Genomic DNA, 23,655 nt, shown 5'->3' with positions numbered 1-23,655 from the left:
TTACGCCTGCAACACTTGAGGTATATTAATGTAGAGGGTTGTTCCTTGATTCGGTTCAGAAGTGATAGTAAAACTACCGTGAAAACCCTGCACTCGCTCGCGCATGCCTAGCAAACCAAAATGTTGGGTTTGGTCTACTGTTTGTATATTCATGCCGACCCCATTATCTTTAATTGTCAGTACGATATTAGCCGCATCAGCATGACTTACATCCGCCAACACCGCCAACTTAATATCAATGGTACTGGCCTGCGCATGTTTAAGCGCATTATTAATGGCTTCTTGCACGATGCGATAAATATTGATATTCAGCGTTTCACCAAGCTTATCCAGATTACCCTCCAAGCTCAGGTTAATCTTCATTTCCGGATGAAGATTTTGCCAATAATGCACTGTATCTTTTAGTGTTTCAGAAAGCCCAAGGTTATCCAACGCACCTGGACGGAGTTTACGGACGATGTTGTGCATGCCATCGTAAATCTGATTTGCAGCAGAGACAATCACTTGCGCATTATTTGAAATATCAGGTGATTTTTCTTTGGTTTTATTGGCAATGGCTACCGCAAAAGTCTTAATTGCCGTCACATATTGCCCTAACTCATCGTGCAGTTCTCTGGCTAAACTTCGACGCTCATCCTCAATATGACTTTGAATAAGCTGGGTTAATTGACGGTTTTCTTCTAACTGGCGTTCCGCGGCCAGTGACTCTGCCATGCGATTGAGACTATGCCCAATACGATCAAATTCAGGCAAGGTAAAAGTAGGTAATCGCGTACTTAAATCGCCTTTTTCCATGCGGTTAATCGATGCCAAAATACGATTTACAGGTCTTAGGGAATGGCTCAATAGCGCATAAACCAATACATTAAGTAGTACAAAAAAGATTAAACCAACCCACATCAATTGACTAAATCCAGCCCAAGCTTCACGAATGGAACCCGCCGCGCTTGATGAAACCACCAAAGTCCCATAGCGAATTTTACGTTCTACAGTCTCTGCTTTAGGGGCTACTAATTTAACAAACCACTCTGGTGGGTGAACGTTACTTTTAAAAGTAGATTCCGGCGATTCGTAAAGCACATTGCCGCGCATATCGTAAAGCATAATATGGCTGCTACGCACGTACCCTAACGACTGCAAAAAGCTTTGCAACACTTTATGCGTTGGTCCATATTCGGGGTTAAGTGCTGAGCTTATAATGACCGTATCCAGTAACTGCACCGTCACACGACTTGCCGCCTCTACCCGCTCGCGAATAGAAATTCTAGTGTCGTTAACTAAAATCGTACCTACTACCAAAATAAAGGCTAGTGATAAAAGCGTAATCAATAAATTAAGTCGGAATTTTAAGCTCATAAATAGTAATGATTAGAGTTTAGTGAGTAAGGTTGTCATGACAAGTTAACATGTGTAGAGTTTAACAACTTTAATTCAATCACCATATAGTGTTAATCACTAAAACTACTGATACAAACTACATATGAAAACAGAGTTCATCATTGAAGCAGCACTAGCGATTCAACAAACAATTTTAGCCAATGAAAGCACATTGGAATCGCTAGACCGTGAAATTGGAGATGGTGACCACTATATCAATATGAAACGTGGCGCGACCACTGTTGCTGCAATGCAGGCCGACTTAGTATCACTTAAACCTGATGAAGCTTTGAATAAAATAGGCATGAAGCTACTCAGCACTATCGGCGGTGCATCTGGGCCACTACTGGCTAGTTTCTTCATGAGCATGGCTAAAGTGCTAAAAGAAAATGGCGATGAATCAAACTTAAAAATAGCCGCAGCCTTTGCTGGCGGCGTACAAGCCATTATTCAGCGAGGCAAAGCTGGCCTCGGTGAAAAAACCATGCTTGATGTGCTTATTCCAGTTTCAAATCAATTCGTACTATTAGCCACACAAAACTGCGACGTTAAATTGATATGCGCAACACTCATCAATATCGCCGAACAAGGCATGCTTTCAACTAAAGACCTAATCGCCACCAAAGGCCGTGCTGCAGGCTTAGGTGAACGTGCTATTGGACATATAGACCCTGGCGCTAAGAGTTGCCAGTTAATGATAGAGACTGTTTGTAAACTCTGTTTAAAATAATTAAATTTATGGGCGCAATCATAACGAGGCGCAAAAGACCGACATTTACGTATTTGTAAATGAGGTTTTTTGTAACAAAGTGATGATAAGCAAGGACAATAAAATGAAAAAATTCATCAATAAAGTTGATAATATCTTAGTTGAAAGCCTCACTGGATTTGCCAAAGCGCATCACGATTTGGTAGAACTTCACCTTGACCCAAACTTTCTAACCCGTGCTGAGAAAGCACAAAACAAAGTTGCCATTATCTCTGGCGGTGGCTCTGGACATGAACCTTTGCACGCAGGCTATATTGGCTACGGCATGTTAGATGCCGCTTGCCCAGGTCATGTGTTCACCTCACCCACGCCAGACCAAATGCTGATGGCAGCAGAAGCCGTGCATGCAGATAAGGGTATTTTATTTATTGTTAAAAATTACGCTGGCGATGTGATGAATTTTGAAATGGCGGCAGAAATGTTGCCTTTTGAACATGCCACTGTGCTCACAAGTGACGATTGTGCGGTGGTGAATAGCACTTACACCACGGGGCGTCGCGGCGTTGCGGGCACCGTGATTGTAGAAAAATGTGTAGGCAGTTTGGCGGAAACTGGCGCTGACTTGCAAACTTGCAAAGCGCTAGGCGACAAAGTTAACAATCGTACCGCCAGCATCGGCGTAGCACTCACTAGCTGCACAGTACCAGCGGCTGGGCGTGCTACTTTTGACATTAGCGATACTGAAATTGAAATGGGCGTTGGTATACACGGCGAGCCCGGTCGCAGACGCGAAACCATGCGCCCAGCAGATGAAATCATCGGTGATTGTGTTGAAGCTATTTTGATGGATTTTAAAACAAGAAATTTGCAGCCTTCTAAAAAGCACGAAGCCTTGCTACTCGTTAACGGCTTTGGCGCAACACCGTTAATGGAGCTTTACCTCATATACAACACCGCTGCCAAACTATTCAACCTGCATAACCTTGAAATTTCACGTTCACTCGTTGGTAATTACACCACAGCCTTAGATATGGCGGGCGCTTCTATCACCTTATGTTTATTAGACGATGAAATCAAACAGCATTGGGATAGCCCTGTGCATACTGCGGCATTAAGATGGGGGAAATAAGCAAAGGTAAAAATTGATTAAGCTAGAAACCTGCTTTTAAGCGCTTCTAAGTTAAGCTCTTTTAATATAGCCTCTAATCGCTCTTGCGCGTTTTTGCGCGGCTGACCGGTATATTTAGCAATAATCAGCTCGTTTTTCATGGAATGTTCCCAACCCACTAGTTCCGTCACGGTCAATTGATAACCAGCAGCTTCTAGCTGCAAACAGCGCAACACATTGGTGATTTGACTGCCAAATTCGCGCGTGTGAATCGGGTGGCGCCAGATTTCACTTAAAGGCGTTTTGCCAAAACTTTCATTTTTGTGCTGACGTAACACCTCCGCAACTTCCGCCTGACAGCATGGCACAAGTACCATATATTTAGCTTTTTTCTTTAAACCAAACTGAATCGCATCATCAGTAGCGGTATTGCAGGCATGCAGCGCAGTCACAATATCCACCGTGTCTGGTAAAGTATTAGAGGTGATGGATTCTTCCACACTTAAATGTTGAAAACCCATGCGTTCAAAATGCAAATCTTCTGCAAGCTGACGTGACTTTTCAACCAACTCTGCGCGAGTTTCTATACCAACCACCTGCCCTGCGGCATGCTGTTTGAGCAACAAATCATACAAAATAAAGCCTAAGTATGACTTACCTGCGCCATGATCAACCATGGTTGGGTTAGGGTTTTGCGCCAAAACCTCATTAAACAAAGGCTCAATAAAATTCACCAAATGGTAAACCTGCTTGAGCTTGCGACGACTGTCTTGGTTGAGCTTACCGTCGCGCGTCAGAATATGCAGAGCTTTGAGTAGCTCAATGGATTGATTAGGTTTTATTTCAGGTATTTGCATGTGCGTATTTTAAGCCATAAACGCTGAACTAAAGATAAACCAAGATAAAAACTTGATTATTAATACTAAATGTTAAAATGCGCAGTAATACGCAATATTTAATGCCTCGAAAATTGAAAATGTTTAAGCAAAACGAGGCGCGAATTGATTTTGAGGGCGCCGCATATGGGTTATATGCAAGCAATCAAAATCATTGAGCAACGAAGTATTGCGACAACATTTTTTGATTTTGAGGTATTAAATGGCAATTCAATGGTATCCGGGTCACATGACCCAAGCACGCAAAAAAGCCGAAGAAACAATGGAGTTTATGGACATTGTGATTGAGGTGCTGGATGCGCGCGTGCCTGAAGCGAGCCATAACCCCGTGATTAACGAAATGCGCTTGTTCAGACAGCGCCCTAATTTAAAAATACTCAATAAATCTGACTTGGCAGATCCTAAAGCGACTGAAGCTTGGCTGAATTACTTTAACCGCCAACCCAACACTAAGGCCGTTGCGCTTTCATGCAAAAAACCGGGTGAAGCCAATAAAATTTTGAAGCATTGTTTAGCACTTACACCACACCGTGGCACACATTTAAAGCCATTGCGCATGATGATTATGGGCATTCCTAACGTTGGCAAGTCAACGCTGATGAACGCCCTGCTCAACCGCCGCGTAGCTAAAGTAGGCGACGAACCTGCTGTGACTAAAAGCCAGCAACGCTTCGACATTAGCGAAACCATGAGCATTACCGACACACCAGGGATGATGTGGCCAAAAATCCAATATGAAAGCGACGGCTACATGCTAGCCGCCAGCCATGCGATTGGTCGTAATGCGGTGATTGATGAAGATGTTGCGATTTTCTTAGCCAACAACCTACTTAAAAGCTATCCAGCTCTGGTGAATGCACGCTACAAACTAGACACCATGAAACAAGAAGGTGGCTTCTTAGATGTGCTAAAAATGGATGGCGTAGATTTGCTCGAAGCCATCGCCAGACGTCGCTCATACAAACGCCACGATGGCTTATGGGATATGGAAAAAACCGCAGTCGCTTTTCTCACCGATTACCGCAGCGGCGCGATAGGCAGAATTAGCTTAGAAACGCCGTTAAGCCGTAGCGAAATGATGCAGGCAAGCTTGCCGAATGTTATTGAGGATACGGCTTCTGAGGTGGACGAGAATGAGGCTAGTTAAGCCTGTTAACAAACAGATAATTCCTAATATCTGTAAATTGAGATTGGATCGTGGAAGTATTTGAACTAATTCAAGGCATTGCAAGAACAGATGCAAATCTGATCCGAAGCGTTGACGAACTTAATAAGGCAATTGATCATATAGTTATGTTGATTCAAGATTCATCATCGCTATATTTAGGGGGTAGCTATCCAAGTTCGGCGTTTTTAAGTATTACAGCATGTGAAGAAGTAGCCAAAGCTCACATTGGCTTATTCACCGATGGTACACATCCAGAGAAAAACGGCCGAAATATGTTTAGAAATCATAAGATCAAACATCAGATTGCAGCAATGCCAACCGTTCCAATGGGAAAGCGCTTAGAAAATGCTCTTGGTAAGGACGAACTTGAGCGGATCATGAGCATGGCTCAAAATGCCGGATTTGTTCAAATTAGAGAAAATGCCCTATATTTTCAAAGAGAAAATGACTGTCTCGTAGTTCCATCTGAAAAAGTAGATAGAGATCTAGCTCGGTCTTTAGTTTTATTTGCCATAGAAGCATTTGACGATGCACTAGTTGGTTCAACTAAGTATTCGTATGAAGCCGACGATATTACAGATGCGCTATTTGAGCAAATCAAAAACACATAAAATCAATTACAGAAAACCAATCTCTAAATATTTATGCGATTGATATATCTAAACCGTAAACTCTGATTTATTGTATGCGCTAGGAGTTTCAAAATGCAAAAACAGAGTTTACAGTTATTGAGTATGCTTGTTTTATTGGCGATAGTGACGGCTTTTAATTACAACTTTTTCGCCTCTTTGGGGATTACTGGGGTCACACTGTTAAATTTGCTGGTAGTGGTTACAGCGGCTTATTTTTGTGAGTTCTTTGTCGCTTTAAGTACTGCGTTTCTAGCCTTCTTGACGATTAACTACTTTTTCACCGAGCCGCGTTATACCTTTGAAGTTGCGCATGCTGAGTCGTGGACTAGTTTAGTTTGTTTTCTTATCGTTTCCACCGTCATCACCTCGCTGGTTAAACAACTCAAACTTCAATCTCAGCAAGCACTTATTAATGCGCAACGAGCAGAGTTTGCCAGGGCGCTTGCAGAGCGTTTGGCACTAGCCAACAATATTGACAATCTGTTGTTGGATACCTGCTCATTACTGCAAAAAGAGTTTAATAAGCCATTCGCTATCGCGATAACTCAGCCAGCAAATTCAGCAGAGTCAAAATATAGTTATAGCCTCAGCATTCAATCTGATGCGGTACAAACGCCTGATAAGCGCTTATTGAACTGGGTTTCAGAGAATGGTAAACCGATTAGCCCTTACACGGACTACTGGACTGAATCTATCACGCAATCAAAACAATGGTTGCTACCTTTCAACCGCTTACCAAGCGCTGACCCAATTTTAGTGGTTGATAAAGTTGATGATGAGGAAAGCATAGAAACTTATACGGCCATAAAATCGTGTGTGGATCAAATTTCGCAAGCGTATCAACGACTCATTAATAGTGAAAAAGCCCAACTTGCAGAATTGGCTACTCAAGAAGAGGCGATTCAGAACGCGCTGTTGGCCTCTATTTCTCACGATATGCGCACACCGCTCACGTCAATATTAGGCGCTGCAACGACCTTGCATCAAGCTAACTTGAATGCGGAACAAGCAGCACAATTAACCACACTAATTACTTCTCAAACTCGATATTTGGCAAATACTACCGAGAACATTCTTTCGCTTATTCGCTTAGAGTCACATTCGGCAACGCCTATTCCTTTGGACTGGCAATCGCCAGAAGAACTCATTGGAATAGTGATGGCGTTATATCAAAACCGCGGGGAAACGCTCAATATTAAAGTCACGATGAATGAACCTGAGTTGTTAATCAAAGGCAATGTAAACCTATTAACGCAGGCTTTGGTCAATTTGATTGATAACGCGAAGCAGGCACATACAAGTGATGAGCCGATACTAATTGAAGTCAGTAAAATGGATAACATGGTGAATATAAGCGTAAAAGACCGTGGCAATGGCTTCACTGAAGGCATGGATTCAATAGCCATTAAAAAATTCATGACGACCAAAGCTAAAGGTTTTGGTTTAGGTCTTTCTATTGTGCAAGCTATCGCAAAATCGCACGGTGCGAATTTCACCCTCAGCAATAGAGATGGTGGCGGTGCTAGCGCCACCTTAAGCTTTGCCGCGCCAGAACTGGGTATTGTTGATGTCCAATAATCATATTCTAGTGGTTGAAGATGATTTGCAGATCAGTCAATTTCTGCAATCCAGCTTGAAAGCTAATGGCTATCACACCTTGTGTGCGCATACCATTGCAGAGGGTAAGCGTTTATTTGATGCAAACAAACCTGCCTTAGTGATACTAGATTTGAATCTGCCTGATGGTGATGGTCGAGAGGTGATTGCATACGTGCGCCTGAATTCAGATATTCCAATACTGGTGCTCTCTGCACGCCAAGCAGAGCAAGAAAAAGTAGACTGCTTTAACGATGGCGCTGATGATTATTTAGCCAAACCTTTTGGCGTGAATGAGCTTCTCGCCAGAGTTAAAGTAGCGCTCAAACGCACGGCGATGATGTCATTGCGTGACGATGTATATCACGTAGATGAGTTAACAATAGATACTGTCAATTCCACGGTGTTATTAAATCAGCAGCCGGTGCATTTAACCCCAATCGAGTTTAAATTGCTGTTCATATTGGTGACGAAGCCAGGCAAGGCATTCACACATCGCCAGCTATTGACCGAAGTTTGGGGCGCCGAATATGTAGATGACACGCATTATTTGCGTATCCATATGGGGCGATTACGTGCCCGACTTGAGAAAAGCCCTGCTACACCGCGTTATATATTGACCGAAGCTGGCATAGGTTACAGGCTCGCCGCGACTTAAATTCCTAAGTTAAAAGTAGTATTTTTTTACAATCGTCATACCGACGAAAGTCAGTATCCAGCGTCTTTTAGCAATGCTTGCAGGCTTGCTGGCTTTAGTATTTCTTATCAGCTTCCCTGATAAAGTCACTAGATTCCGTGTCAAGCACGGAATGACACCCTAAATAAAAGTATCAATCTTGTTTATGTGATTGATACATCACCCCTGTTTTAATGACCTTGTCATAATAATACAAGGCATTTAAAACACATCATGAGTAACAATATAAAATCTAAGAGTCTGGCAGCACTTACTTTAGGGGCTATCGGTGTTGTTTACGGCGACATTGGAACAAGCCCCTTATATACCATCCAAGTCATTTTTAGCGAAGCTACAGGTATCGCGCTTAATCAAGCTAACATCATTGGCGCCATCTCAGCCGTGTTCTGGGCGTTGATGCTAGTCGTGATGTTGAAATACGTGATACTAGTATTACGAGCAGATAATCGCGGTGAAGGTGGCGTAATGGCTTTGCTGGCACTCGCTATTTCCAGCTCAGGCTCTGCACCAAATCGTAAAAAAATACTCATGGCTTTAGGTGTGTTTGGTGCCGCGCTGTTTTATGGTGACAGCATACTCACGCCCGCCATCTCTGTACTTTCCGCAGTTGAAGGTATGGAGCTCATAAAACCGGAGCTCTCCACATACGTTATTCCAATTGCGCTGACCATTTTAATTTCACTCTTTGCAGTGCAAAAATATGGCACAAACACAGTCGGTAAGTTCTTTGGGCCTATCGTGATTGTTTGGTTTGCCACACTAGGCATTGTTGGCGTTCATCACATATTGCAAAACCCAGTTATTCTTAATGCATTAAATCCAATTTATGCGTTTCATTTTTTAGCTGACCGAGGTACTGGCGTATTTTTAGCTGTAGGTGCAGTGACATTAGCCATTACAGGTGCAGAAGCGCTTTATGCCGACATGGGACACTTTGGTAGACCTGCTATACGCATCGCATGGACATGTTTAGTTTTCCCATGCTTAGCACTTAATTATCTTGGTCAAGGCGCATTGCTACTTACAACGCCAGCCGCGGTAAGTAATCCGTTCTATCTATCTTTCCCACAAGAATGGTTAATACCAGTTGTGGTACTGGCAACAATGGCAACTATTATTGCCTCTCAGGCGGTTATTTCAGGTACGTATTCCATCACGCAGCAAGCCATACAACTTGGATTTTTACCTAGAATGCAAATCCTGCATACGTCTGCAAGTGAATCAGGCCAAATTTATGTACCCGCAATCAATTGGTTGTTATTGGCTGCCGTCATCATGCTGACTATCGCTTTTCAAAACTCATCTGCGATTGCTTCAGCCTATGGTATTGCCGTGACAGGCACAATGCTAATCACCACGATACTCACCTACTTTGTGATACGCCACAACTGGAAATATCCAGTATGGCTAGCGTTGAGCGCAACTATCGCTTTCTTTGCCCTAGACTTGTTATTACTGACCTCTTGCTCAGCTAAGTTTTTCAAAGGCGGATGGTTCCCAATTGCGCTTGGAATCAGCTTAGTTACCATTATGTGGACGTGGAAACAAGGTCGCGAAATTTTACTGCAACATATTCACGAAGATGACCCAAAACTTGAAGATTTTGTTAAAAATATCACCCGCGATACCAAAGCTAGAATTGAACGTACCGCTATATTTCTTTGCGCAAACCCAGACACTGTACCGCAAGCGCTGATGCATAACTTGAAGCATAATCAGGTGTTACATCAAACGAACCTGATTCTGACAGTGGAGTTTGCCGACACGCCCACTGTAGAAAAAGAGCAGCGCTTTGCAATTAAAGAGATTGGCGCAGGCTTTTGGCAAGTGAAATTACACTACGGCTTTATGGAAACGCCTAACATCCCCAAAGCACTTGCTGAGAGCAATTTAGTCGGCTTTTCAATCGACCCGTTCACTACTTCATACTTTATTAGTCGTGAAACTGTGATTTCTGGCCCTGGTGGGAAGATGGCTAAATGGCGTGATGATTTATTTGCCTTGATGTCACGAAACGCTGGGAGCGTTGTGGGCTATTTCAATATTCCAAGTAACAGTGTGATTGAATTAGGTACTAGGGTGCATATTTAAATGAAGTGGGAGCTTTGCACGAAGCAATTTGACGCTTAATTTCACCCCTCTATTTTCCATCATTCCCGCGTAGGCGGGAATCTAGGCTAATCAACCACTTGACTGGATTCCCGCCTACGCGGGAATGACGGATGTTTGATGCTTTTGTGAATGGTTTCCACCTTCGAGCAAAGATTTCTTAAGTTAAGCTTATTCGCTCTTTTTAGTCAGTTGCTTACTAAATTCAATATCTAATTTACTGACACGTTTAGGCGTTTGTGGACCATAAGCATTCACAAACGCCACAAAATCTTCCATCATCATCGGCTCACATAAACGTTCGGAATCTCCCCCACCAGTGGCTAGCAGCAGGCTAAACATAGCGCCGCTATTCATGGACATTGAATAGTTGTCGTTGCCGCTACGTCGTTTTAGCCTATCAATCGCGGCACTGGCTCTGGTAGATCTTGCGCTCGATCGCATGCTATTCCTTTAACATTTATGTGCTTATTTTTGAGTCAGCAATTATGGCATGCTTTAATCATTTAATTGATAGCTTGTTATAGCCTTAAACGTTAAAATCTTACGCTTAAGTTTTACACAAGAACTCCAAAAAGCACTGCATGTTAAATTCTCTGAACGCGCCCCAACGCGACGCTGTTAAATATCTCGATGGTCCATTGCTAGTACTTGCTGGTGCAGGTAGTGGCAAAACTCGTGTAATTACGCAAAAAATCAGCTATTTGATTGATGAAGCAGGTTACTCGCCTAAAGAAATCGCAGCCATCACCTTTACCAACAAAGCAGCACGGGAGATGCAAGAACGTGTAGGTAAGTTAATGGTGGGTAAAAACATCAAAGGTTTAACCATTGCGACGTTTCACTCGCTTGGTTTGCAAATGTTGCGCGCTGAAGCATCATTACTTGGTTATAAACCTCAGTTTTCAATCTTGGATTCATCGGATAGCTTTAAGATTCTTGCTGATATTTTAGCCACCACTGATAAGCAGTTATTACGCAAGACGCAATCGCAAATCTCGCATTGGAAGAATGGTTTTGTTAATCCAGACCAAGCCAAAGCCACTGCCGAAGAGGAACTCACTCACGCAGCAGCCAAGGTTTACCAGCTATATCAACAAACGCTAAAAGCTTATCAAGCAGTTGATTTTGATGACTTAATTAAGTTACCTGTCGAGTTATTTGATGAACACGAAGCTGCGCTTAATAAGTGGCAGCGCAAGTTGCAATATCTACTGATAGATGAATACCAAGACACCAATGCTTGCCAGTACAAACTGGTAAAAATGCTTACTGGTCTGCGTGGGCAATTTACCGCAGTGGGCGATGACGACCAAGCGATTTACGGCTGGCGTGGCGCGGACGTAGAGAATTTACGCCAACTGACAGAGGACTTTAGCAAGTTAAAAGTCATCAAGCTAGAACAGAATTATCGCTCTACGATACGCATATTGCGTGGCGCCAACGCGGTGATTGCGAATAACCCAAAGCTTTTTGAAAAGAAACTGTGGAGCGATTTAGGCACGGGTGATTTAATTCAAGTGTCTGCATGTATGAGTGAGGAAGCTGAAGCCGAATCCGTCATTATGAAGCTGCAAGCGCATAAGTTTGAAAACCGCACTAAGTTTCTGGATTACGCTATTCTTTACCGCGGCAACCACCAAGCGCGTATTTTTGAACAATACCTGCGTAATCACAAAATCCCCTACACCATCTCGGGCGGCCAATCCTTTTTTGATAAAGCCGAAATTAAAGATTTAATCAGTTATTTGCGCTTAGTGGCTAACGAAGATGACGACCCTGCTTTCATCCGCGCGGCCACTACGCCTAAAAAAGGTATAGGTAATACTACGCTTGAGCGTTTAGGCGAGTTTGCCAGCTTACACAAAATATCATTGTTTGCCGCGGCGTTTGAGGGCGACTTTCAAAATGACATAGGCAATAAACAGCTAGAAGACTTGTTGAATTTTTGTACTTATATTCAAAAAATTCAAGAACGTGCTGTGCGCGACCCAGCAGGTGAAGTGCTTAACGACTTGCTTACCACCATACAATACGAAGCCTTTTTATACGATAGCGATGAGCCGCGCGCTGCTGAGAGCAAATGGAAAAATGTGCTTGATTTTATTGGCTGGCTGACTAAAAAAGGTGAAGCAAGCACAGAGTTTGGCAACGAGACTGACGGCAAAAACTTATTAGAACTCACGCAGATGGTGTCGCTGATGAGTATGCTGGAAGGCCGTGAAGATGGCGAGCCTGATGCTGTTAAACTATCTACGTTACATGCAGCAAAAGGTTTGGAGTTTGGCCATGTGTTTTTAATTGGCGTTGAAGAAGGCATATTGCCGCATCGCGAAAGTATCGATTTAGGCGTTACAGACCCCACAAAAATTGAAGAAGAACGACGCTTGATGTATGTGGGGATTACTCGCGCACAGAAATCGCTGAATATTTCATGGTGCAAAAAACGTAAGCGCGCAGGTGAAATGCAAATGTGTGAACCTAGCCGCTTTATTGCGGAATTACCAAAAGATGATGTGCGTCACTTTGGTAATCCGTTTAATAAAGACGCAGAAGCTAGTAAAGAATTTGGTAAATCTAAAATGGCGAATATTCGCGCCATGCTTAACATTAACAATTGATTCAATCTAACTGAGCATTTATCTGAAAATACAACTCAAATAAATGCTCGTTATTAGCTAAATGATTATTGGCCTAAACGTCTACCGTAACTCACCGCATAAGCAGCTGGACGGGCTAACAATATTGGATCATCAGAAGCATCGATACCATCGACTAATACCAGCGGATTGAACATCGTCGCTTTCTCAAACTTGACGCCATCAACATCTACGTTTTTGAGCGTTAGCGTGCCTAATTCAATTTGTTTTCTGGTTTCTGGCCAAACCACTGTAGGGTCATTCACTACATCACCTTTGTCAGCCAATTGCACAGCAATTTTAAATTTAGCTGGGGCTTTGCTTAAACGTACTGGCAGCTCTTCCATCAAATAGTTTGGTGTTGCTTGAGCCGCTTGTTCTTTGGTTAAGAACTCAGCCCCGTTGATTGGAGTGATGCGATAACGGCCATACTGTGTTTCACCTTTGGCATTGGTAAATTTAAACGCGTTTACACCGTAAAAACTCTCTGTTGCAAAACTCACAGGCGCTGGTTTTGGCATTTGCACAAAAGCCAGTGCTGCTGGATGTGACCCTAAGAATTGTTCAACTGGTGATGGTTTTGCAGCATCAGGGCCGCTCGCCGCTATAGAATTTAATAACCCTAAAAAGTCTTCAGGCTTGGCTGCAGGAAAGCCATTGGTAGAAATACTCACAATATCAGTATAGGCACCTTCTGCTAGCTGAAAGCGAATCGCGATGCCCTTAGGAAAAGCATTGCCATCGGCATCTGGAATGGTTGGCAGACCTGTGGCATCTGAAAAACGTACTGTCACTGGACTAGGTTTTGTTTGCAAATGTACTGCTTTACTCAAGCTGGCAGCTGACTTTGCTGGTACGAATTCACCTTGCACGACAATACCTTTTGCATGATTAGCACGATAACCTTGATAAGGACCGCCTGATAATTTGGTCAGCGTGTTAACAATCTGCTCCACCACTGGTTTGCTGCTTTCAGCCACTTTTGCATCCTCTGCATAGGCATTAGATATGCTCAACACCAGCACAGAAAGTGCCAGGCTTTTGATATTCAATAATGAGCGTTTTTTGTTCATACTATTCTCCTAGATTTTAATAAAGTGAAATGTGTAAAGCTAATACGTATATTCTAATTACGGTGTTACTAATTTATTAATTAAACTTGTTCTTAGTAAAATGAGCTGGCTGTTGAGTTCTTTCAGCTCAGTAAGCGTGCAACCTGTACTACAAGCAATTTGTGGATGTATATCAGCCGCCTGAGATTGCAATAACTTACCCTGCTCTGTTAGCGTAATAATGACCTTGCGCTCGTCTTCAATAGCGCGCTGGCGCTGAATTAAACCTAACTTTTCTAAGCGCTTAAGCAGCGGTGTTAGTGTGCCTGAATCTGAAAACAACCGTTCTCCAATGCTATTGACGGTCACGCCGTCTTTTTCCCATAGCACCAATAAAACTAAATATTGCGGATACGTCAGCTTGAGTTTTGCTAACAAAGGCTTATACGTCTTTGTCATACTCAATGAGGCTGAGTAAAGCGCAAAGCATAGCTGCAAATCCACATTTAAGACTTTAGCACTTGCCTGAGGTGTTGTTATATTTTCCATGATTGAAATAATACATCACAATTAAATTGTGTACAATATAGTTGTGATGTATTAAACAATATGCTTGAATTTATATACTAGCAAGCGATGTATAATGTGCTTATTTAGCAAACAACACAGATTAAAGTACACCTTAGTACAGTCTCTCATTTAATAAATCCTGAATCTCTTAGTAAAGACTTACAGCACCGAAAGCAACAGAATCATGCCTTACATTACATTAGATAACGCTTCACTCGCCTTTGGACATCATGCTCTTTTAGACAAAGCCTCATTTCAATTGGATGCTGGCGAACGTGTAGGCCTGATTGGCCGCAATGGTGCAGGCAAATCAAGCTTATTAAAAGCCATCGCTGGTACCATTAAGTTAGATGAAGGCACGGTATGGCGCTCACCAAGCGCCCGCGTAGTATATGTACCGCAAGAGCCTGAGTTAGATACTACACACACGGTATTTGAAGCGGTAGCCGAAGGTTTGGGAGGTCTGCAACAAACAATTATTGATTACCACCAAGTGACCCATGATATGGGCATGCCAGACGCAGACATCGATGCTTTGATGACCAAAATGCAGCATCTACAACATGATTTAGATACGCAAAATGGCTGGGCAGCGCAATCTCGTGTGGAAACCGTACTGAGTCGCTTAAACTTAGATGCCGACGCTTTAGTGTCTACTTTATCAGGCGGCTGGCGTAAGCGCGTTGCCCTAGGCCGCGCACTGGTGGCCGAACCTGAAGTGTTATTACTGGATGAGCCAACCAACCACCTTGATTTAGAAGCCATTGAATGGCTAGAAGAGCTATTACTAAGCTTTAATGGCTGCGTATTGTTTATTACCCATGACCGACGCTTTTTAAATAGACTTGCGACGCGCATTACCGAATTAGATCGCGGCATACTCACAGACTTTGTCGGTAATTTTGCTGACTATCAGATCAAAAAAGAAGAGTTAATTGCCGTAGAGGAAGTTCACGCAGCTAAGTTTGATAAGTTTCTAGCACAAGAAGAAGTATGGATACGCCAAGGCATTAAAGCTCGCCGCACCCGTAATGAAGGCCGCGTGCGCCGTTTAGAAGCACTTCGCTTAGATCGCGCGGCTCGCCGTGAACGTCAAGGTAATGTAAAACTGAATTTAGATGCTGGCGAACGTAGCGGAAAACTGGTTGCTGAACTAGAAAACGTCAGCAAAGCTTATGGCAACAGAACGTTGATTAATAACTTTAGCACGCGCATTTTACGTGGTGACAAAATCGGCCTACTCGGCCCGAACGGTATTGGTAAAACCACCCTGCTCAAACTCATTTTAGGTGATATTGAAGCCGATAGCGGCAATGTGGAACGTGGTACTAAAATCAACGTAGCTTATTTTGACCAAATGCGCGAACAGCTTGATGAAGAAGCAACTCTGGCAGATACCATTAGCCCAGGTTCGGACTTCGTAGAAATTGGCAATGAACGCAAACACGTGATTAGCTATTTAGAAGACTTTCTATTTCCACCACAACGCTCACGTTCCCCAGTTAAGTCGCTATCAGGTGGCGAACGTAACCGCTTATTATTAGCACGTTTGTTTGCCCGCCCTGCCAATGTATTAGTGCTAGATGAGCCGACGAACGACTTGGATATCGACACACTAGAACTGCTAGAAAGCTTGCTACAAGAGTTTGCAGGTACGTTATTCTTAGTCAGCCACGACCGTGCATTTTTAGAAAACACAGTGACACAAGTCATTGCCTTTGAAGGTAACGCAGTACTTACTGAGTTTGGCGGCGGCTATGATGATTGGCAACGTTACACGCAACAACGCTTGGAAGAGAAAAAAGCACAGCAAGCTCAAGCGGCTAAAGCTAGTACAAAGCCTAGCAATACTGCTCAAGCTAAACCCAGCTCAAAACTGAGTTTTAAAGAAGAGAAAGAGTTGGCGGCGATACCTGCAGAAATTGAAAAGCTAGAGTTAGAACAAGCAAGTATTAATGAACAACTCGCTGATGGCGAACTCTACAAGACACAAGCTACGTTAGTCAAAACCTTGCAAGCAAGACTTATCGAAATTGAAGGTTCGTTAGAAAAATCACTAGCTCGATGGGAAGAGCTGGACGCTAAAAATCTTTAAAAATTAAGATCTTATAAAAGTATCTAAACTTTCTAGCAGTAGCATTTATAAAATGTCACTGCTAGAAAACATACTGCTAGCTTTATACTTACTTATTTTTTTTGTTCATTTCAATTCGTTTTTCGCGCCATTCGGTTAACTGCTCATCATCAAGCTCTAGCTGTATCGCTAACACCTCTATCAAGCTCAACTTTTTTTCTTCTTCTCTGCGCGTTAACTTGTTACGCATTCTACTTTGTAATCTTTCAATCTCTTCCTGAGACAAGTTTTTTGCTTTTTCCATGTATTCTTCGCTAGCGTATTTAATTTTCAAGTCACACTCCCCAGATTTTTAATACTTAAATATAACTACAATAAGCTAGCAGTATAATTAACCACCAGCCCACTTTTGTGACATATTTATGAAGATTTACTATAAACACCGCAGCCCTATCATAAAGGCTGGGTGTGGATTCCAGGCGTACTGTTTACAAACAAACAAGTCAGACGTTACTAGGCTAAATGCAGTATGATTTGATATCTAAACTTTAAGATTTTGGAGCTTATGCATGAGAAATATCTTAATCGCCAACTCAAAAGGTGGTAGCGGCAAAACGACCATAGCGACTAATCTTGCTGGTTATTTTGCCTCTATTGGTGGGCGAGTGCTGCTATCCGATTTAGATCGTCAACTTTCATCGACCAATTGGGTGCAGCGCAGACCCGCAGAATTACCCATCATTCACACCTCCAACCCTCGCAGCAAACCATCATCAATCGACCCTGACTGGATCATTACTGACTCCCCGGCGGGATTTCGTGAAGAAAAACTTTCAGATGCGGTTAAACAAGCAGACTGCGTCATTGTACCCATACAACCATCGGCCTTTGACATAGGCGCCACCACCGATTTTTTAGATTTACTCGCAGAAGAAAAAGCCATACGCAAAAATAAAACCTTTGTAGCTTTAGTCGGCATGCGCGTCAATAGCCGCACAAATGCTGCAACTACCCTCGCGGAATTTATGGAGCAAACAGGCTTTCCAATACTCACTTATCTTCGTAACGCACAGGTGTACGCCACAGCCGCAGAACTCGGTGCCAGCTTATTCGATATGCGCCCTTCACTTGTCGCTCAGGATATTGAACAGTGGAAGCCATTGCTAGATTGGGTGAATGAAACGACAGCGAATGAAAGATAAGTCAATTTAACTTCATGAGCTTGCCTCATGAAACTCCCGAACATTCTAATATTAAAGAGTAATAGTGATAAAACTAGGCAAAGATTGAACTTGTAGGTTATCCAATTTTACAATGGCTTTACTGCACCACAACTTGCATTAATCCACTTACCGTTGATATCAGCCCGTTCGTTCACCGGCGTGCCTTGAGCTTCACCAGTGAAATTAGTTTGACCTATAAAAGCCTCAGGCGTTGCAATTACGCCCGTCGCAGTGCCATTGCCTTTTAGGTCGGAGCTGGTACAGACAAAGTCAACTTTGTAGTTATTGCCGCTACGGGTTGCATTCTTAGAGATGCAGCCTAATTGCGGTTGATAAAAATTAGGCAGCATTTTTTGGCTCGCCATCTCTTGTGTAATGCATGCTTGGGAAACTACAGCGCCATTTTCAATTTGAGGCATTTCAAACCCGTAATCTTTGGCTAAATCTTTAATGCTTTGCATTTGGTCTAGCGGCAGGTGCTGTGCCAGTAGCAACAAATCAGACGTGGTGGTGATTTGCCATAATCCAGGTCGAATATTGGTCTCTGCTGCGTTTGCTAAAGGCGCTAATAATGAAGCCATTATGGTCAAACCTAATAGAGTTTTGTGCATTGAGTCTCCTAGACAATGTGTGACATACACTTTCTTGGAGGCGGCATACTCAAGTTTAGTTCAGCGCAATTGAGTTTCAGGCTGACATTGCCCAAAATCTAAAAGAACAGAAATTTTACTGCCGCAGAAGTTGGCACTATAAATGTCGCCGTTACAAATATGGCTGTAAATATGGCACGCAAGAATTTGTTAGACTCGAAATATGCGATTTTTAACCGACCTTTACGGTAGTTTTGGTATGTAGTCATTTAAATCTCCTAAAGAAACTTTTGATTTCTTGGTTGTTGCAAATGAAGTGGATAACTTCAATAAATGCGTTAAGGAAAAAATAACTTTAACAGAGTTTTATGTCAGATATATGTATATCAACTCAATATGTAAATCTTAATTTCACGCTACTTTTGATTACTTGGTTAAAAGTAATCATATAGTTGAGATAATTTAAATTAGGACGATTGATATGAGCAACCTTATCACTTCACCTGTCACAGCGCTGTTAAAAAATGAAGGCATTGCTTTTGATGTGATAGAAATTCCATTAACCGAGGATAAAAAACCTGTTCGGAATCTTGAAGAGTTACTGTTGAAGCAAGGCGTTGATCCACAATCTGTTGTAAAAAGCGTGCTATTCAAAACAGCATCAAACAAGTTTGTTTTACTAGCTGTTGCGGGCGGCGGCCGTGCAGATTGGGGCGTCTTACGTAATCATTTGAATGAGCGTAAGTGTCGCATGGCTGAATTTAATGAGGTATCAGAAGCCACAGGCTATGTTGTTGGTGCAGTTCCACCAATTGCACTGCCAGAGTCAATTCAAATTTTAGTAGATAGCAGTGTCAAAGACTATGAAACCGTAGTGATTGGCAGTGGCGTTCTGGGGTTTGCTTTATCTCTGAAAGGAGCTGATTTACTTAAACTGCTTGGAAATGCCGAACAAGGGTTATTCACAAGCTTGTGAGTAATTAGGAATACATACAGCTAAAAATCGCTCTGAAACCAATCTATTTTTATTAGATAAACAGACATCTCGAATGAATATCCAATTGAGAGTGATATTGAAATATGTATTAGCACGACTTACTCTAATACTGCCTACTCATTGAATAGCCTAATTTATAGGTATACAATGTTTCTTGTTGCCTAGCTATATGGGCGAAAGCCCATCGGAATGTGAGTCACATTCCGCCTTGATTTTTTAGCTTTCTAGCGTATCTTCCGTTTCGGGAACCGCTAGTCAGCACTTTCCAAAACGGAAGATACGCTTGCATTTAGTAGGCAACACTTATGTATGAGTTAATTAAAAATAAGAGTGCAATTAAATCCAGAATTGAAACTCTTCAAAAAGCAATCATTAATTCTCGTGTTTTTCTCCCGAAAGATTTATCCAAATTTATATTTATATGTGGCGCTAACAAGAGTGAGCATATAGTTTCCGAGCGAAGAAGGGCTATTATGGCCTTCGCAAAGACAAACTTACCTCACACTCAATTCTTCTTAGCAGAGAAAATGTTCTCAACTCTTCAAAAAGAGGGACACAAAGCAAACATACTTGATATTGAACATGAAATATCTAGATTTGCTGACAAAATACTCATAGTACTAGAAAGCCCGAGTACCTTCACAGAACTTGGGGCGTTTTCACATGCAGAGCTTAGAAGTAAGTTAATTGTAATAAACGATGCTAAATTTAAGTCTTCATTGTCATTTATAAATTTAGGGCCATTAAAAGCAATTGAAGACGCTAGCAGTAAAGATAATCTAATTTATTACAAAATGAGTGACGATGGAATTCACAACTTAGATGCAATAGGCGAGGTTTTCAATCCTCTTTATGAGTTGCTCAAAGAACCGATTAAATCTAAGGCTTCTTCTATAGATTTAGATTCATGTAATCCTGCAAAAAAATTTGATAAGTTTTCTGCTATGTTTGTACATGACTTGCTTTATTTAGCAGGTCCATTAATACACAAAGAAATTATTGAGTTACTAAAACTACTATTTGGGGGAAAAGAAGACTTTAAATTAAGCGAACACTTGGCCATCTTGGTCGCCTTTGAATCAATTTCAAGAAATGAAAAAGGGCTATATAAAAGTAACAGAGGCAAGACTTTTTATGAGTATAAATTTGACATAAGCAATGTAATATCAACTTTTAGAAACTACACTCTCAAACATTTCCCTGAGAGAATATATGAATATTAAAGAAGTGATTTCAGGAGATATTGATGTGCCTGTAAGTATGATTAATGCGGCACTTATTCATGCTCGGCAGCAAGTAAAAAGATTTGCAATTCCTAAGCGAAATGGTAAACAAAGAATAGTAGTTCAGCCTTCAAAGAAATTAAAAACCATACAGTATTGGTTAATAATTAATATCTTTGAAAAAATGGCAGTTCATGACGCAGCTATTGCATACAGAGATGGAAAATCAATATTAGATAATGCAAAACTTCATAGAGAAAACAGATTTTTTCTTAAGCTGGATTTTAAAGATTTTTTTCCGAGTATAAAATTTTCAGATTTAATACCTAGAGTCATTCATTGGCGTAATGACCAAAATTTAGATTGGGATCTTGATATTGATGCTCAAGAACTAATTCGGCTTGCATGTTTTTATCATGGAGATACCTTAGCAGTTGGCTATCCAAGCTCCCCAGTGATTAGTAACATAGTAATGTTTGATTTTGATACTTCCGTGTTGGCCTTGGTAAGTGATAAAGATAAATATGGTGACATGGTATACACTAGATATGCTGATGATCTGGTGTTCTCGACTAATAAGCAAGGTGTAAGCCAAATCTTATTGAAAGCAATTACAAGCTTAATTTCTATTATTAAATCACCTAATATTGCTTTAAATACAACGAAGACAAAAATTGGCAGCAGCTCAGGAGGAACTGCCTCGGTTACTGGTCTTAAAATTTGCAATGATGGTCACATTACAATACATCGGAACCAGAAGGATCATATAAGACTTCTGCTCAGCCTTTATAGGAAAGGCGCATTAAGTACAGAAGAACATGACTCTTTATTGGGGCATCTCGCCTATGCATTTCATGTAGACAGTGCCTTCTATACAAAACTACAAGGAAAATATTTTAAAGAAATTACTGAGCTCAGAGCCAAATCAATACTAAGTTAATTCAAAGCTGCGTGAGTCGCATTTCTTAATTCCAAGTACAGCAAAACTAAGCACCACTATTAGATAATTAACAATTTAACGGCCGCACTATCGCTACACTAACTGAAATTTAAATTAATATAGAAAAACATAAAAACAGCAACCAATTGGTTTATATATATTATTGGTGCCCCCGACACGAATCGAACGTGTGACCCTCCCCTTAGGAGGGGGATGCTCTATCCACTGAGCTACGGGGGCATATCAAAATTTCGGCTATTTTCTCACATTTCAATCCATCTCGTATTAGTGTTAACATAACTTATTGTTAATTACCTAGTAATTGCTGATTAAGCAGCTAATATCAAATATATGACACTTAAGTTAATCTTTTACACAGGCGTGTTGTTGTTAGCATTTTTTGGGTATCGCAGTTATGCCGTGGCTGGGCGAGCACTGCAAATTGGCGATGATGCACCTAGCTTTACGCTAAATGACGCGCAAGGGCAGACTCATTACCTATCTGATTACGCTGGCAAGTATCTAGTGCTGTATTTTTACCCCAAAGATGACACGCCAGGTTGTACAAAAGAAGCGTGTCATTTTAGAGATGATATGTCGCAGCTTGAAAAATTAGGGGCAAATGTTGTTGGCGTCAGTGTTGATAATAGTAACTCACACGCTGATTTCGCTAAGAAGTATCACTTACCATTCCCTTTATTGATAGATGCTAATGGTGCTGTGGCAGACAGTTATCACTCGCTAACAAATCTTTACATTGTAAAAATTGCAAAGCGTCATACTTTCTTAATCAGCCCAACTGGGAAAATTGCTAAGGTGTACACGAGCGTGGATACTTCTAACCATTCGCAGCAAATTATTGATGATTTAAAACTGTTGCAGCACAAGCCGTGAGTCATTCAATTTAGTCATTATTGGTATGTAGTATAGAGAATTGCAAAATGTAAATTAACTAAAATAATAATGAATTTCAGTCAAACATTACCGTTAAATATTGCTTTAATCATCATGCTACTGCCTTTAATTGCAGTCGGCTTTTACTACATTAAATTAAAAAACAGCGAAGAACTTTGGAAGTTTGCATTAGAAGGCGCTGGTGATGGCGTTTGGGATTGGGATATTAGTAACGACAAAGCCCACTTTTCTGATCGCTACAAAGAGATGCTAGGCTTTAATAATGAAGAGGTTGATAACAACGTAAAAGAATGGAATAACCGCGTGCATCCAGATGATGCCGCATCGTTAGAGCAGGCGGTCAGTGACTATTTATCAGGTAAGACAGAAAAATACATCCACGAACATAGAGTCATCTGCAAAGATAAAAGCATCAAGTGGGTGCTGTCGCGGGGCATGATAGTTAAGCGTGATAAACATGGCAAGCCGTTGCGCATGATTGGTACCCATACAGACATTACAGCACGTAAGCTGCTGGAAACTCGTTTAGAAAATCTAGCGCATTTTGATGCTTTAGCTAACGTACCTAATCGCACACTATTTAACGATAGGCTTAAGCTTGCGTTATCTTATGCTAAACGCGAAAAAAAGATGCTTGCAGTCATGTTTATTGACTTAGATCTATTCAAAGAAATCAATGATTTATACGGTCATGAAACCGGTGACATCGTACTCAAAAAAGTCTCAAGGCAATTAGTATCATGTGTGCGTGAGTCTGACACTGTCGCACGTATGGGCGGTGATGAGTTTGTGATTTTACTACCGATTGTTGACGAGATTGAAGATGTAAAATTAGTCGCCCACAAAATTGTAGAGGCGGTAGCCCAGCCGATTAAAGTCGCTAAAACACATTTACACATTACCTGCAGCATAGGTATTGCCCTCTATCCACAGCATGGTAAAGACGAAAAGCTATTAGTGATTAATGCTGATATGGCAATGTACCAAGCTAAAAATAGTGGTAAGAACCAAGCTAAATTCTTTGAAGAAGCGATGCTGAACTAGATGCTTTGATGACACATCAAAGCATCTAGGTTTTTGATTAAACAATCATTAAACAAATGTTGCTTTATTGCTTTCCAAATAATCTGCTAATTTAGT

Annotated in this window: 23 protein-coding genes and 1 tRNA gene; 15 read left to right on the top strand and 9 right to left on the bottom strand. The window is 41.5% G+C overall.

Translation table 11 applies throughout. The features are described 5' to 3' along the window. The gene (locus PSU72_RS04160; protein WP_300430950.1) at positions 1-1,356 is read right to left on the bottom strand and encodes an ATP-binding protein; all 1,356 of its coding nucleotides are present in this window, start codon (positions 1,354-1,356) and stop codon (positions 1-3) included. A gap of 124 nt (positions 1,357-1,480) precedes the next feature. On the opposite strand from PSU72_RS04160, the gene dhaL reads away from it, so the two are divergent. Next, a complete protein-coding gene (gene dhaL / locus PSU72_RS04155) occupies positions 1,481-2,107 on the top strand; it encodes a dihydroxyacetone kinase subunit DhaL (protein WP_300430948.1) in 627 nt (208 codons plus the stop codon). A 103-nt stretch (positions 2,108-2,210) separates the two neighbouring features. Further along, positions 2,211-3,215: a dihydroxyacetone kinase subunit DhaK gene (gene dhaK / locus PSU72_RS04150; protein WP_300430946.1), complete on the top strand. Its 1,005-nt coding sequence runs from the start codon at positions 2,211-2,213 to the stop codon at positions 3,213-3,215. A 17-nt stretch (positions 3,216-3,232) separates the two neighbouring features. Here dhaK and PSU72_RS04145 read toward each other — a convergent pair whose 3' ends face one another. Next, positions 3,233-4,051, bottom strand: coding sequence for an SAM-dependent methyltransferase (locus PSU72_RS04145; RefSeq protein ID WP_300430944.1), 819 nt, complete (start codon positions 4,049-4,051; stop codon positions 3,233-3,235). A gap of 241 nt (positions 4,052-4,292) precedes the next feature. Between PSU72_RS04145 and ylqF the strand changes: the two genes are divergently transcribed. The 5 genes from ylqF to PSU72_RS04120 all read left to right on the top strand — a co-directional run bounded on the left by ylqF (position 4,293) and on the right by PSU72_RS04120 (position 10,274). Continuing rightward, the gene (gene ylqF / locus PSU72_RS04140) at positions 4,293-5,237 is read left to right on the top strand and encodes a ribosome biogenesis GTPase YlqF (protein WP_300430942.1); all 945 of its coding nucleotides are present in this window, start codon (positions 4,293-4,295) and stop codon (positions 5,235-5,237) included. Positions 5,238-5,287: 50 nt separating this feature from the next. Beyond that, entirely contained in the window at positions 5,288-5,869 is a 582-nt protein-coding gene (locus PSU72_RS04135) for an AbiV family abortive infection protein (RefSeq protein ID WP_300430941.1), read from the top strand. A gap of 93 nt (positions 5,870-5,962) precedes the next feature. Beyond that, positions 5,963-7,468, top strand: a complete 1,506-nt coding sequence (locus PSU72_RS04130; protein WP_300430938.1) for a DUF4118 domain-containing protein — start codon at positions 5,963-5,965, stop codon at positions 7,466-7,468. Beyond that, complete coding sequence (locus PSU72_RS04125; protein WP_300430936.1) at positions 7,458-8,144, top strand: winged helix-turn-helix domain-containing protein; 687 nt, start codon at positions 7,458-7,460, stop codon at positions 8,142-8,144. Before PSU72_RS04130 ends, PSU72_RS04125 begins: the two co-directional genes overlap by 11 nt. A 252-nt stretch (positions 8,145-8,396) precedes the next feature. Next, positions 8,397-10,274 carry a potassium transporter Kup gene (locus PSU72_RS04120; protein WP_300430934.1) on the top strand — a complete coding sequence of 626 codons (1,878 nt, stop codon included), beginning with the start codon at positions 8,397-8,399 and terminating at the stop codon, positions 10,272-10,274. Positions 10,275-10,463: 189 nt separating this feature from the next. Here the strand turns inward: PSU72_RS04120 and PSU72_RS04115 are convergent, their stop codons facing one another. Beyond that, complete coding sequence (locus PSU72_RS04115; protein WP_300430932.1) at positions 10,464-10,736, bottom strand: hypothetical protein; 273 nt, start codon at positions 10,734-10,736, stop codon at positions 10,464-10,466. A 140-nt stretch (positions 10,737-10,876) separates the two neighbouring features. On the opposite strand from PSU72_RS04115, the gene PSU72_RS04110 reads away from it, so the two are divergent. Further along, the gene (locus PSU72_RS04110) at positions 10,877-12,913 is read left to right on the top strand and encodes a UvrD-helicase domain-containing protein (protein ID WP_300430930.1); all 2,037 of its coding nucleotides are present in this window, start codon (positions 10,877-10,879) and stop codon (positions 12,911-12,913) included. Between the two features lie 65 nt (positions 12,914-12,978). Here the strand turns inward: PSU72_RS04110 and PSU72_RS04105 are convergent, their stop codons facing one another. Together PSU72_RS04105 and PSU72_RS04100 are read right to left on the bottom strand one after the other, a co-directional pair. Beyond that, positions 12,979-14,004 carry a catalase family peroxidase gene (locus tag PSU72_RS04105; protein ID WP_300430928.1) on the bottom strand — a complete coding sequence of 342 codons (1,026 nt, stop codon included), beginning with the start codon at positions 14,002-14,004 and terminating at the stop codon, positions 12,979-12,981. A 57-nt stretch (positions 14,005-14,061) separates the two neighbouring features. Then, on the bottom strand, positions 14,062-14,532 hold the full coding sequence (locus tag PSU72_RS04100) for a MarR family transcriptional regulator (RefSeq protein ID WP_300430926.1): 471 nt from the start codon (positions 14,530-14,532) through the stop codon (positions 14,062-14,064). A gap of 205 nt (positions 14,533-14,737) precedes the next feature. Between PSU72_RS04100 and PSU72_RS04095 the strand changes: the two genes are divergently transcribed. Next, the gene (locus tag PSU72_RS04095; RefSeq protein WP_300430924.1) at positions 14,738-16,648 is read left to right on the top strand and encodes an ATP-binding cassette domain-containing protein; all 1,911 of its coding nucleotides are present in this window, start codon (positions 14,738-14,740) and stop codon (positions 16,646-16,648) included. A gap of 88 nt (positions 16,649-16,736) precedes the next feature. On the opposite strand, the gene PSU72_RS04090 is transcribed toward PSU72_RS04095, so the two are convergent. Beyond that, positions 16,737-16,961 carry a hypothetical protein gene (locus tag PSU72_RS04090; RefSeq protein ID WP_300430922.1) on the bottom strand — a complete coding sequence of 75 codons (225 nt, stop codon included), beginning with the start codon at positions 16,959-16,961 and terminating at the stop codon, positions 16,737-16,739. Between the two features lie 235 nt (positions 16,962-17,196). Between PSU72_RS04090 and PSU72_RS04085 the strand changes: the two genes are divergently transcribed. Further along, on the top strand, positions 17,197-17,829 hold the full coding sequence (locus PSU72_RS04085; RefSeq protein WP_300430920.1) for a ParA family protein: 633 nt from the start codon (positions 17,197-17,199) through the stop codon (positions 17,827-17,829). A gap of 107 nt (positions 17,830-17,936) precedes the next feature. Here the strand turns inward: PSU72_RS04085 and PSU72_RS04080 are convergent, their stop codons facing one another. Then, entirely contained in the window at positions 17,937-18,461 is a 525-nt protein-coding gene (locus tag PSU72_RS04080; RefSeq protein WP_300430918.1) for a DUF3617 domain-containing protein, read from the bottom strand. Between the two features lie 98 nt (positions 18,462-18,559). Further along, positions 18,560-18,709 (bottom strand): hypothetical protein, encoded by a 150-nt coding sequence (locus PSU72_RS04075; protein ID WP_300430916.1) that lies wholly within the window; start codon positions 18,707-18,709, stop codon positions 18,560-18,562. Positions 18,710-18,921: 212 nt separating this feature from the next. Here PSU72_RS04075 and PSU72_RS04070 point away from each other — a divergent pair, with 212 nt between their 5' ends. From PSU72_RS04070 to PSU72_RS04060, 3 genes are all read left to right on the top strand, one after another. Continuing rightward, a complete protein-coding gene (locus PSU72_RS04070; RefSeq protein WP_300430914.1) occupies positions 18,922-19,416 on the top strand; it encodes a YbaK/EbsC family protein in 495 nt (164 codons plus the stop codon). 326 nt (positions 19,417-19,742) lie between these two features. Next, on the top strand, positions 19,743-20,660 hold the full coding sequence (locus PSU72_RS04065) for a retron St85 family effector protein (protein WP_300430912.1): 918 nt from the start codon (positions 19,743-19,745) through the stop codon (positions 20,658-20,660). Then, the gene (locus tag PSU72_RS04060; protein ID WP_300430910.1) at positions 20,650-21,600 is read left to right on the top strand and encodes a retron St85 family RNA-directed DNA polymerase; all 951 of its coding nucleotides are present in this window, start codon (positions 20,650-20,652) and stop codon (positions 21,598-21,600) included. The genes PSU72_RS04065 and PSU72_RS04060 overlap by 11 nt, the downstream gene beginning before the upstream one ends. Before the next feature lie 164 nt (positions 21,601-21,764). Here PSU72_RS04060 and PSU72_RS04055 read toward each other — a convergent pair. Beyond that, positions 21,765-21,840: transfer RNA gene (locus tag PSU72_RS04055), tRNA-Arg, on the bottom strand. A gap of 111 nt (positions 21,841-21,951) precedes the next feature. Between PSU72_RS04055 and PSU72_RS04050 the strand changes: the two genes are divergently transcribed. Both PSU72_RS04050 and PSU72_RS04045 read left to right on the top strand, forming a co-directional pair. Then, positions 21,952-22,494 carry a peroxiredoxin gene (locus tag PSU72_RS04050; RefSeq protein WP_300430908.1) on the top strand — a complete coding sequence of 181 codons (543 nt, stop codon included), beginning with the start codon at positions 21,952-21,954 and terminating at the stop codon, positions 22,492-22,494. Between the two features lie 69 nt (positions 22,495-22,563). Continuing rightward, the gene (locus PSU72_RS04045; RefSeq protein ID WP_300430906.1) at positions 22,564-23,559 is read left to right on the top strand and encodes a sensor domain-containing diguanylate cyclase; all 996 of its coding nucleotides are present in this window, start codon (positions 22,564-22,566) and stop codon (positions 23,557-23,559) included. Positions 23,560-23,655 lie beyond the last annotated feature (96 nt).

It is taken from the genome of Methylotenera sp., from assembly GCF_029945535.1.
In the GTDB taxonomy this organism is placed as follows: Bacteria; Pseudomonadota; Gammaproteobacteria; order Burkholderiales; family Methylophilaceae; genus Methylotenera.
This window is presented reverse-complemented; position numbering and strand designations above follow the sequence as displayed.

Coding starts and splice junctions, on each gene's coding strand:
- PSU72_RS04160 (WP_300430950.1), bottom strand. CDS start 1,356: ATGAGCTTAAAATTCCGACTTAATTTATTGATTACGCTTTTATCACTA.
- dhaL (WP_300430948.1), top strand. CDS start 1,481: ATGAAAACAGAGTTCATCATTGAAGCAGCACTAGCGATTCAACAAACA.
- dhaK (WP_300430946.1), top strand. CDS start 2,211: ATGAAAAAATTCATCAATAAAGTTGATAATATCTTAGTTGAAAGCCTC.
- PSU72_RS04145 (WP_300430944.1), bottom strand. CDS start 4,051: ATGCAAATACCTGAAATAAAACCTAATCAATCCATTGAGCTACTCAAA.
- ylqF (WP_300430942.1), top strand. CDS start 4,293: ATGGCAATTCAATGGTATCCGGGTCACATGACCCAAGCACGCAAAAAA.
- PSU72_RS04130 (WP_300430938.1), top strand. CDS start 5,963: ATGCAAAAACAGAGTTTACAGTTATTGAGTATGCTTGTTTTATTGGCG.
- PSU72_RS04125 (WP_300430936.1), top strand. CDS start 7,458: ATGTCCAATAATCATATTCTAGTGGTTGAAGATGATTTGCAGATCAGT.
- PSU72_RS04120 (WP_300430934.1), top strand. CDS start 8,397: ATGAGTAACAATATAAAATCTAAGAGTCTGGCAGCACTTACTTTAGGG.
- PSU72_RS04115 (WP_300430932.1), bottom strand. CDS start 10,736: ATGCGATCGAGCGCAAGATCTACCAGAGCCAGTGCCGCGATTGATAGG.
- PSU72_RS04110 (WP_300430930.1), top strand. CDS start 10,877: ATGTTAAATTCTCTGAACGCGCCCCAACGCGACGCTGTTAAATATCTC.
- PSU72_RS04105 (WP_300430928.1), bottom strand. CDS start 14,004: ATGAACAAAAAACGCTCATTATTGAATATCAAAAGCCTGGCACTTTCT.
- PSU72_RS04100 (WP_300430926.1), bottom strand. CDS start 14,532: ATGGAAAATATAACAACACCTCAGGCAAGTGCTAAAGTCTTAAATGTG.
- PSU72_RS04095 (WP_300430924.1), top strand. CDS start 14,738: ATGCCTTACATTACATTAGATAACGCTTCACTCGCCTTTGGACATCAT.
- PSU72_RS04085 (WP_300430920.1), top strand. CDS start 17,197: ATGAGAAATATCTTAATCGCCAACTCAAAAGGTGGTAGCGGCAAAACG.
- PSU72_RS04080 (WP_300430918.1), bottom strand. CDS start 18,461: ATGCACAAAACTCTATTAGGTTTGACCATAATGGCTTCATTATTAGCG.
- PSU72_RS04075 (WP_300430916.1), bottom strand. CDS start 18,709: ATGACTACATACCAAAACTACCGTAAAGGTCGGTTAAAAATCGCATAT.
- PSU72_RS04070 (WP_300430914.1), top strand. CDS start 18,922: ATGAGCAACCTTATCACTTCACCTGTCACAGCGCTGTTAAAAAATGAA.
- PSU72_RS04065 (WP_300430912.1), top strand. CDS start 19,743: ATGTATGAGTTAATTAAAAATAAGAGTGCAATTAAATCCAGAATTGAA.
- PSU72_RS04060 (WP_300430910.1), top strand. CDS start 20,650: ATGAATATTAAAGAAGTGATTTCAGGAGATATTGATGTGCCTGTAAGT.
- PSU72_RS04050 (WP_300430908.1), top strand. CDS start 21,952: ATGACACTTAAGTTAATCTTTTACACAGGCGTGTTGTTGTTAGCATTT.
- PSU72_RS04045 (WP_300430906.1), top strand. CDS start 22,564: ATGAATTTCAGTCAAACATTACCGTTAAATATTGCTTTAATCATCATG.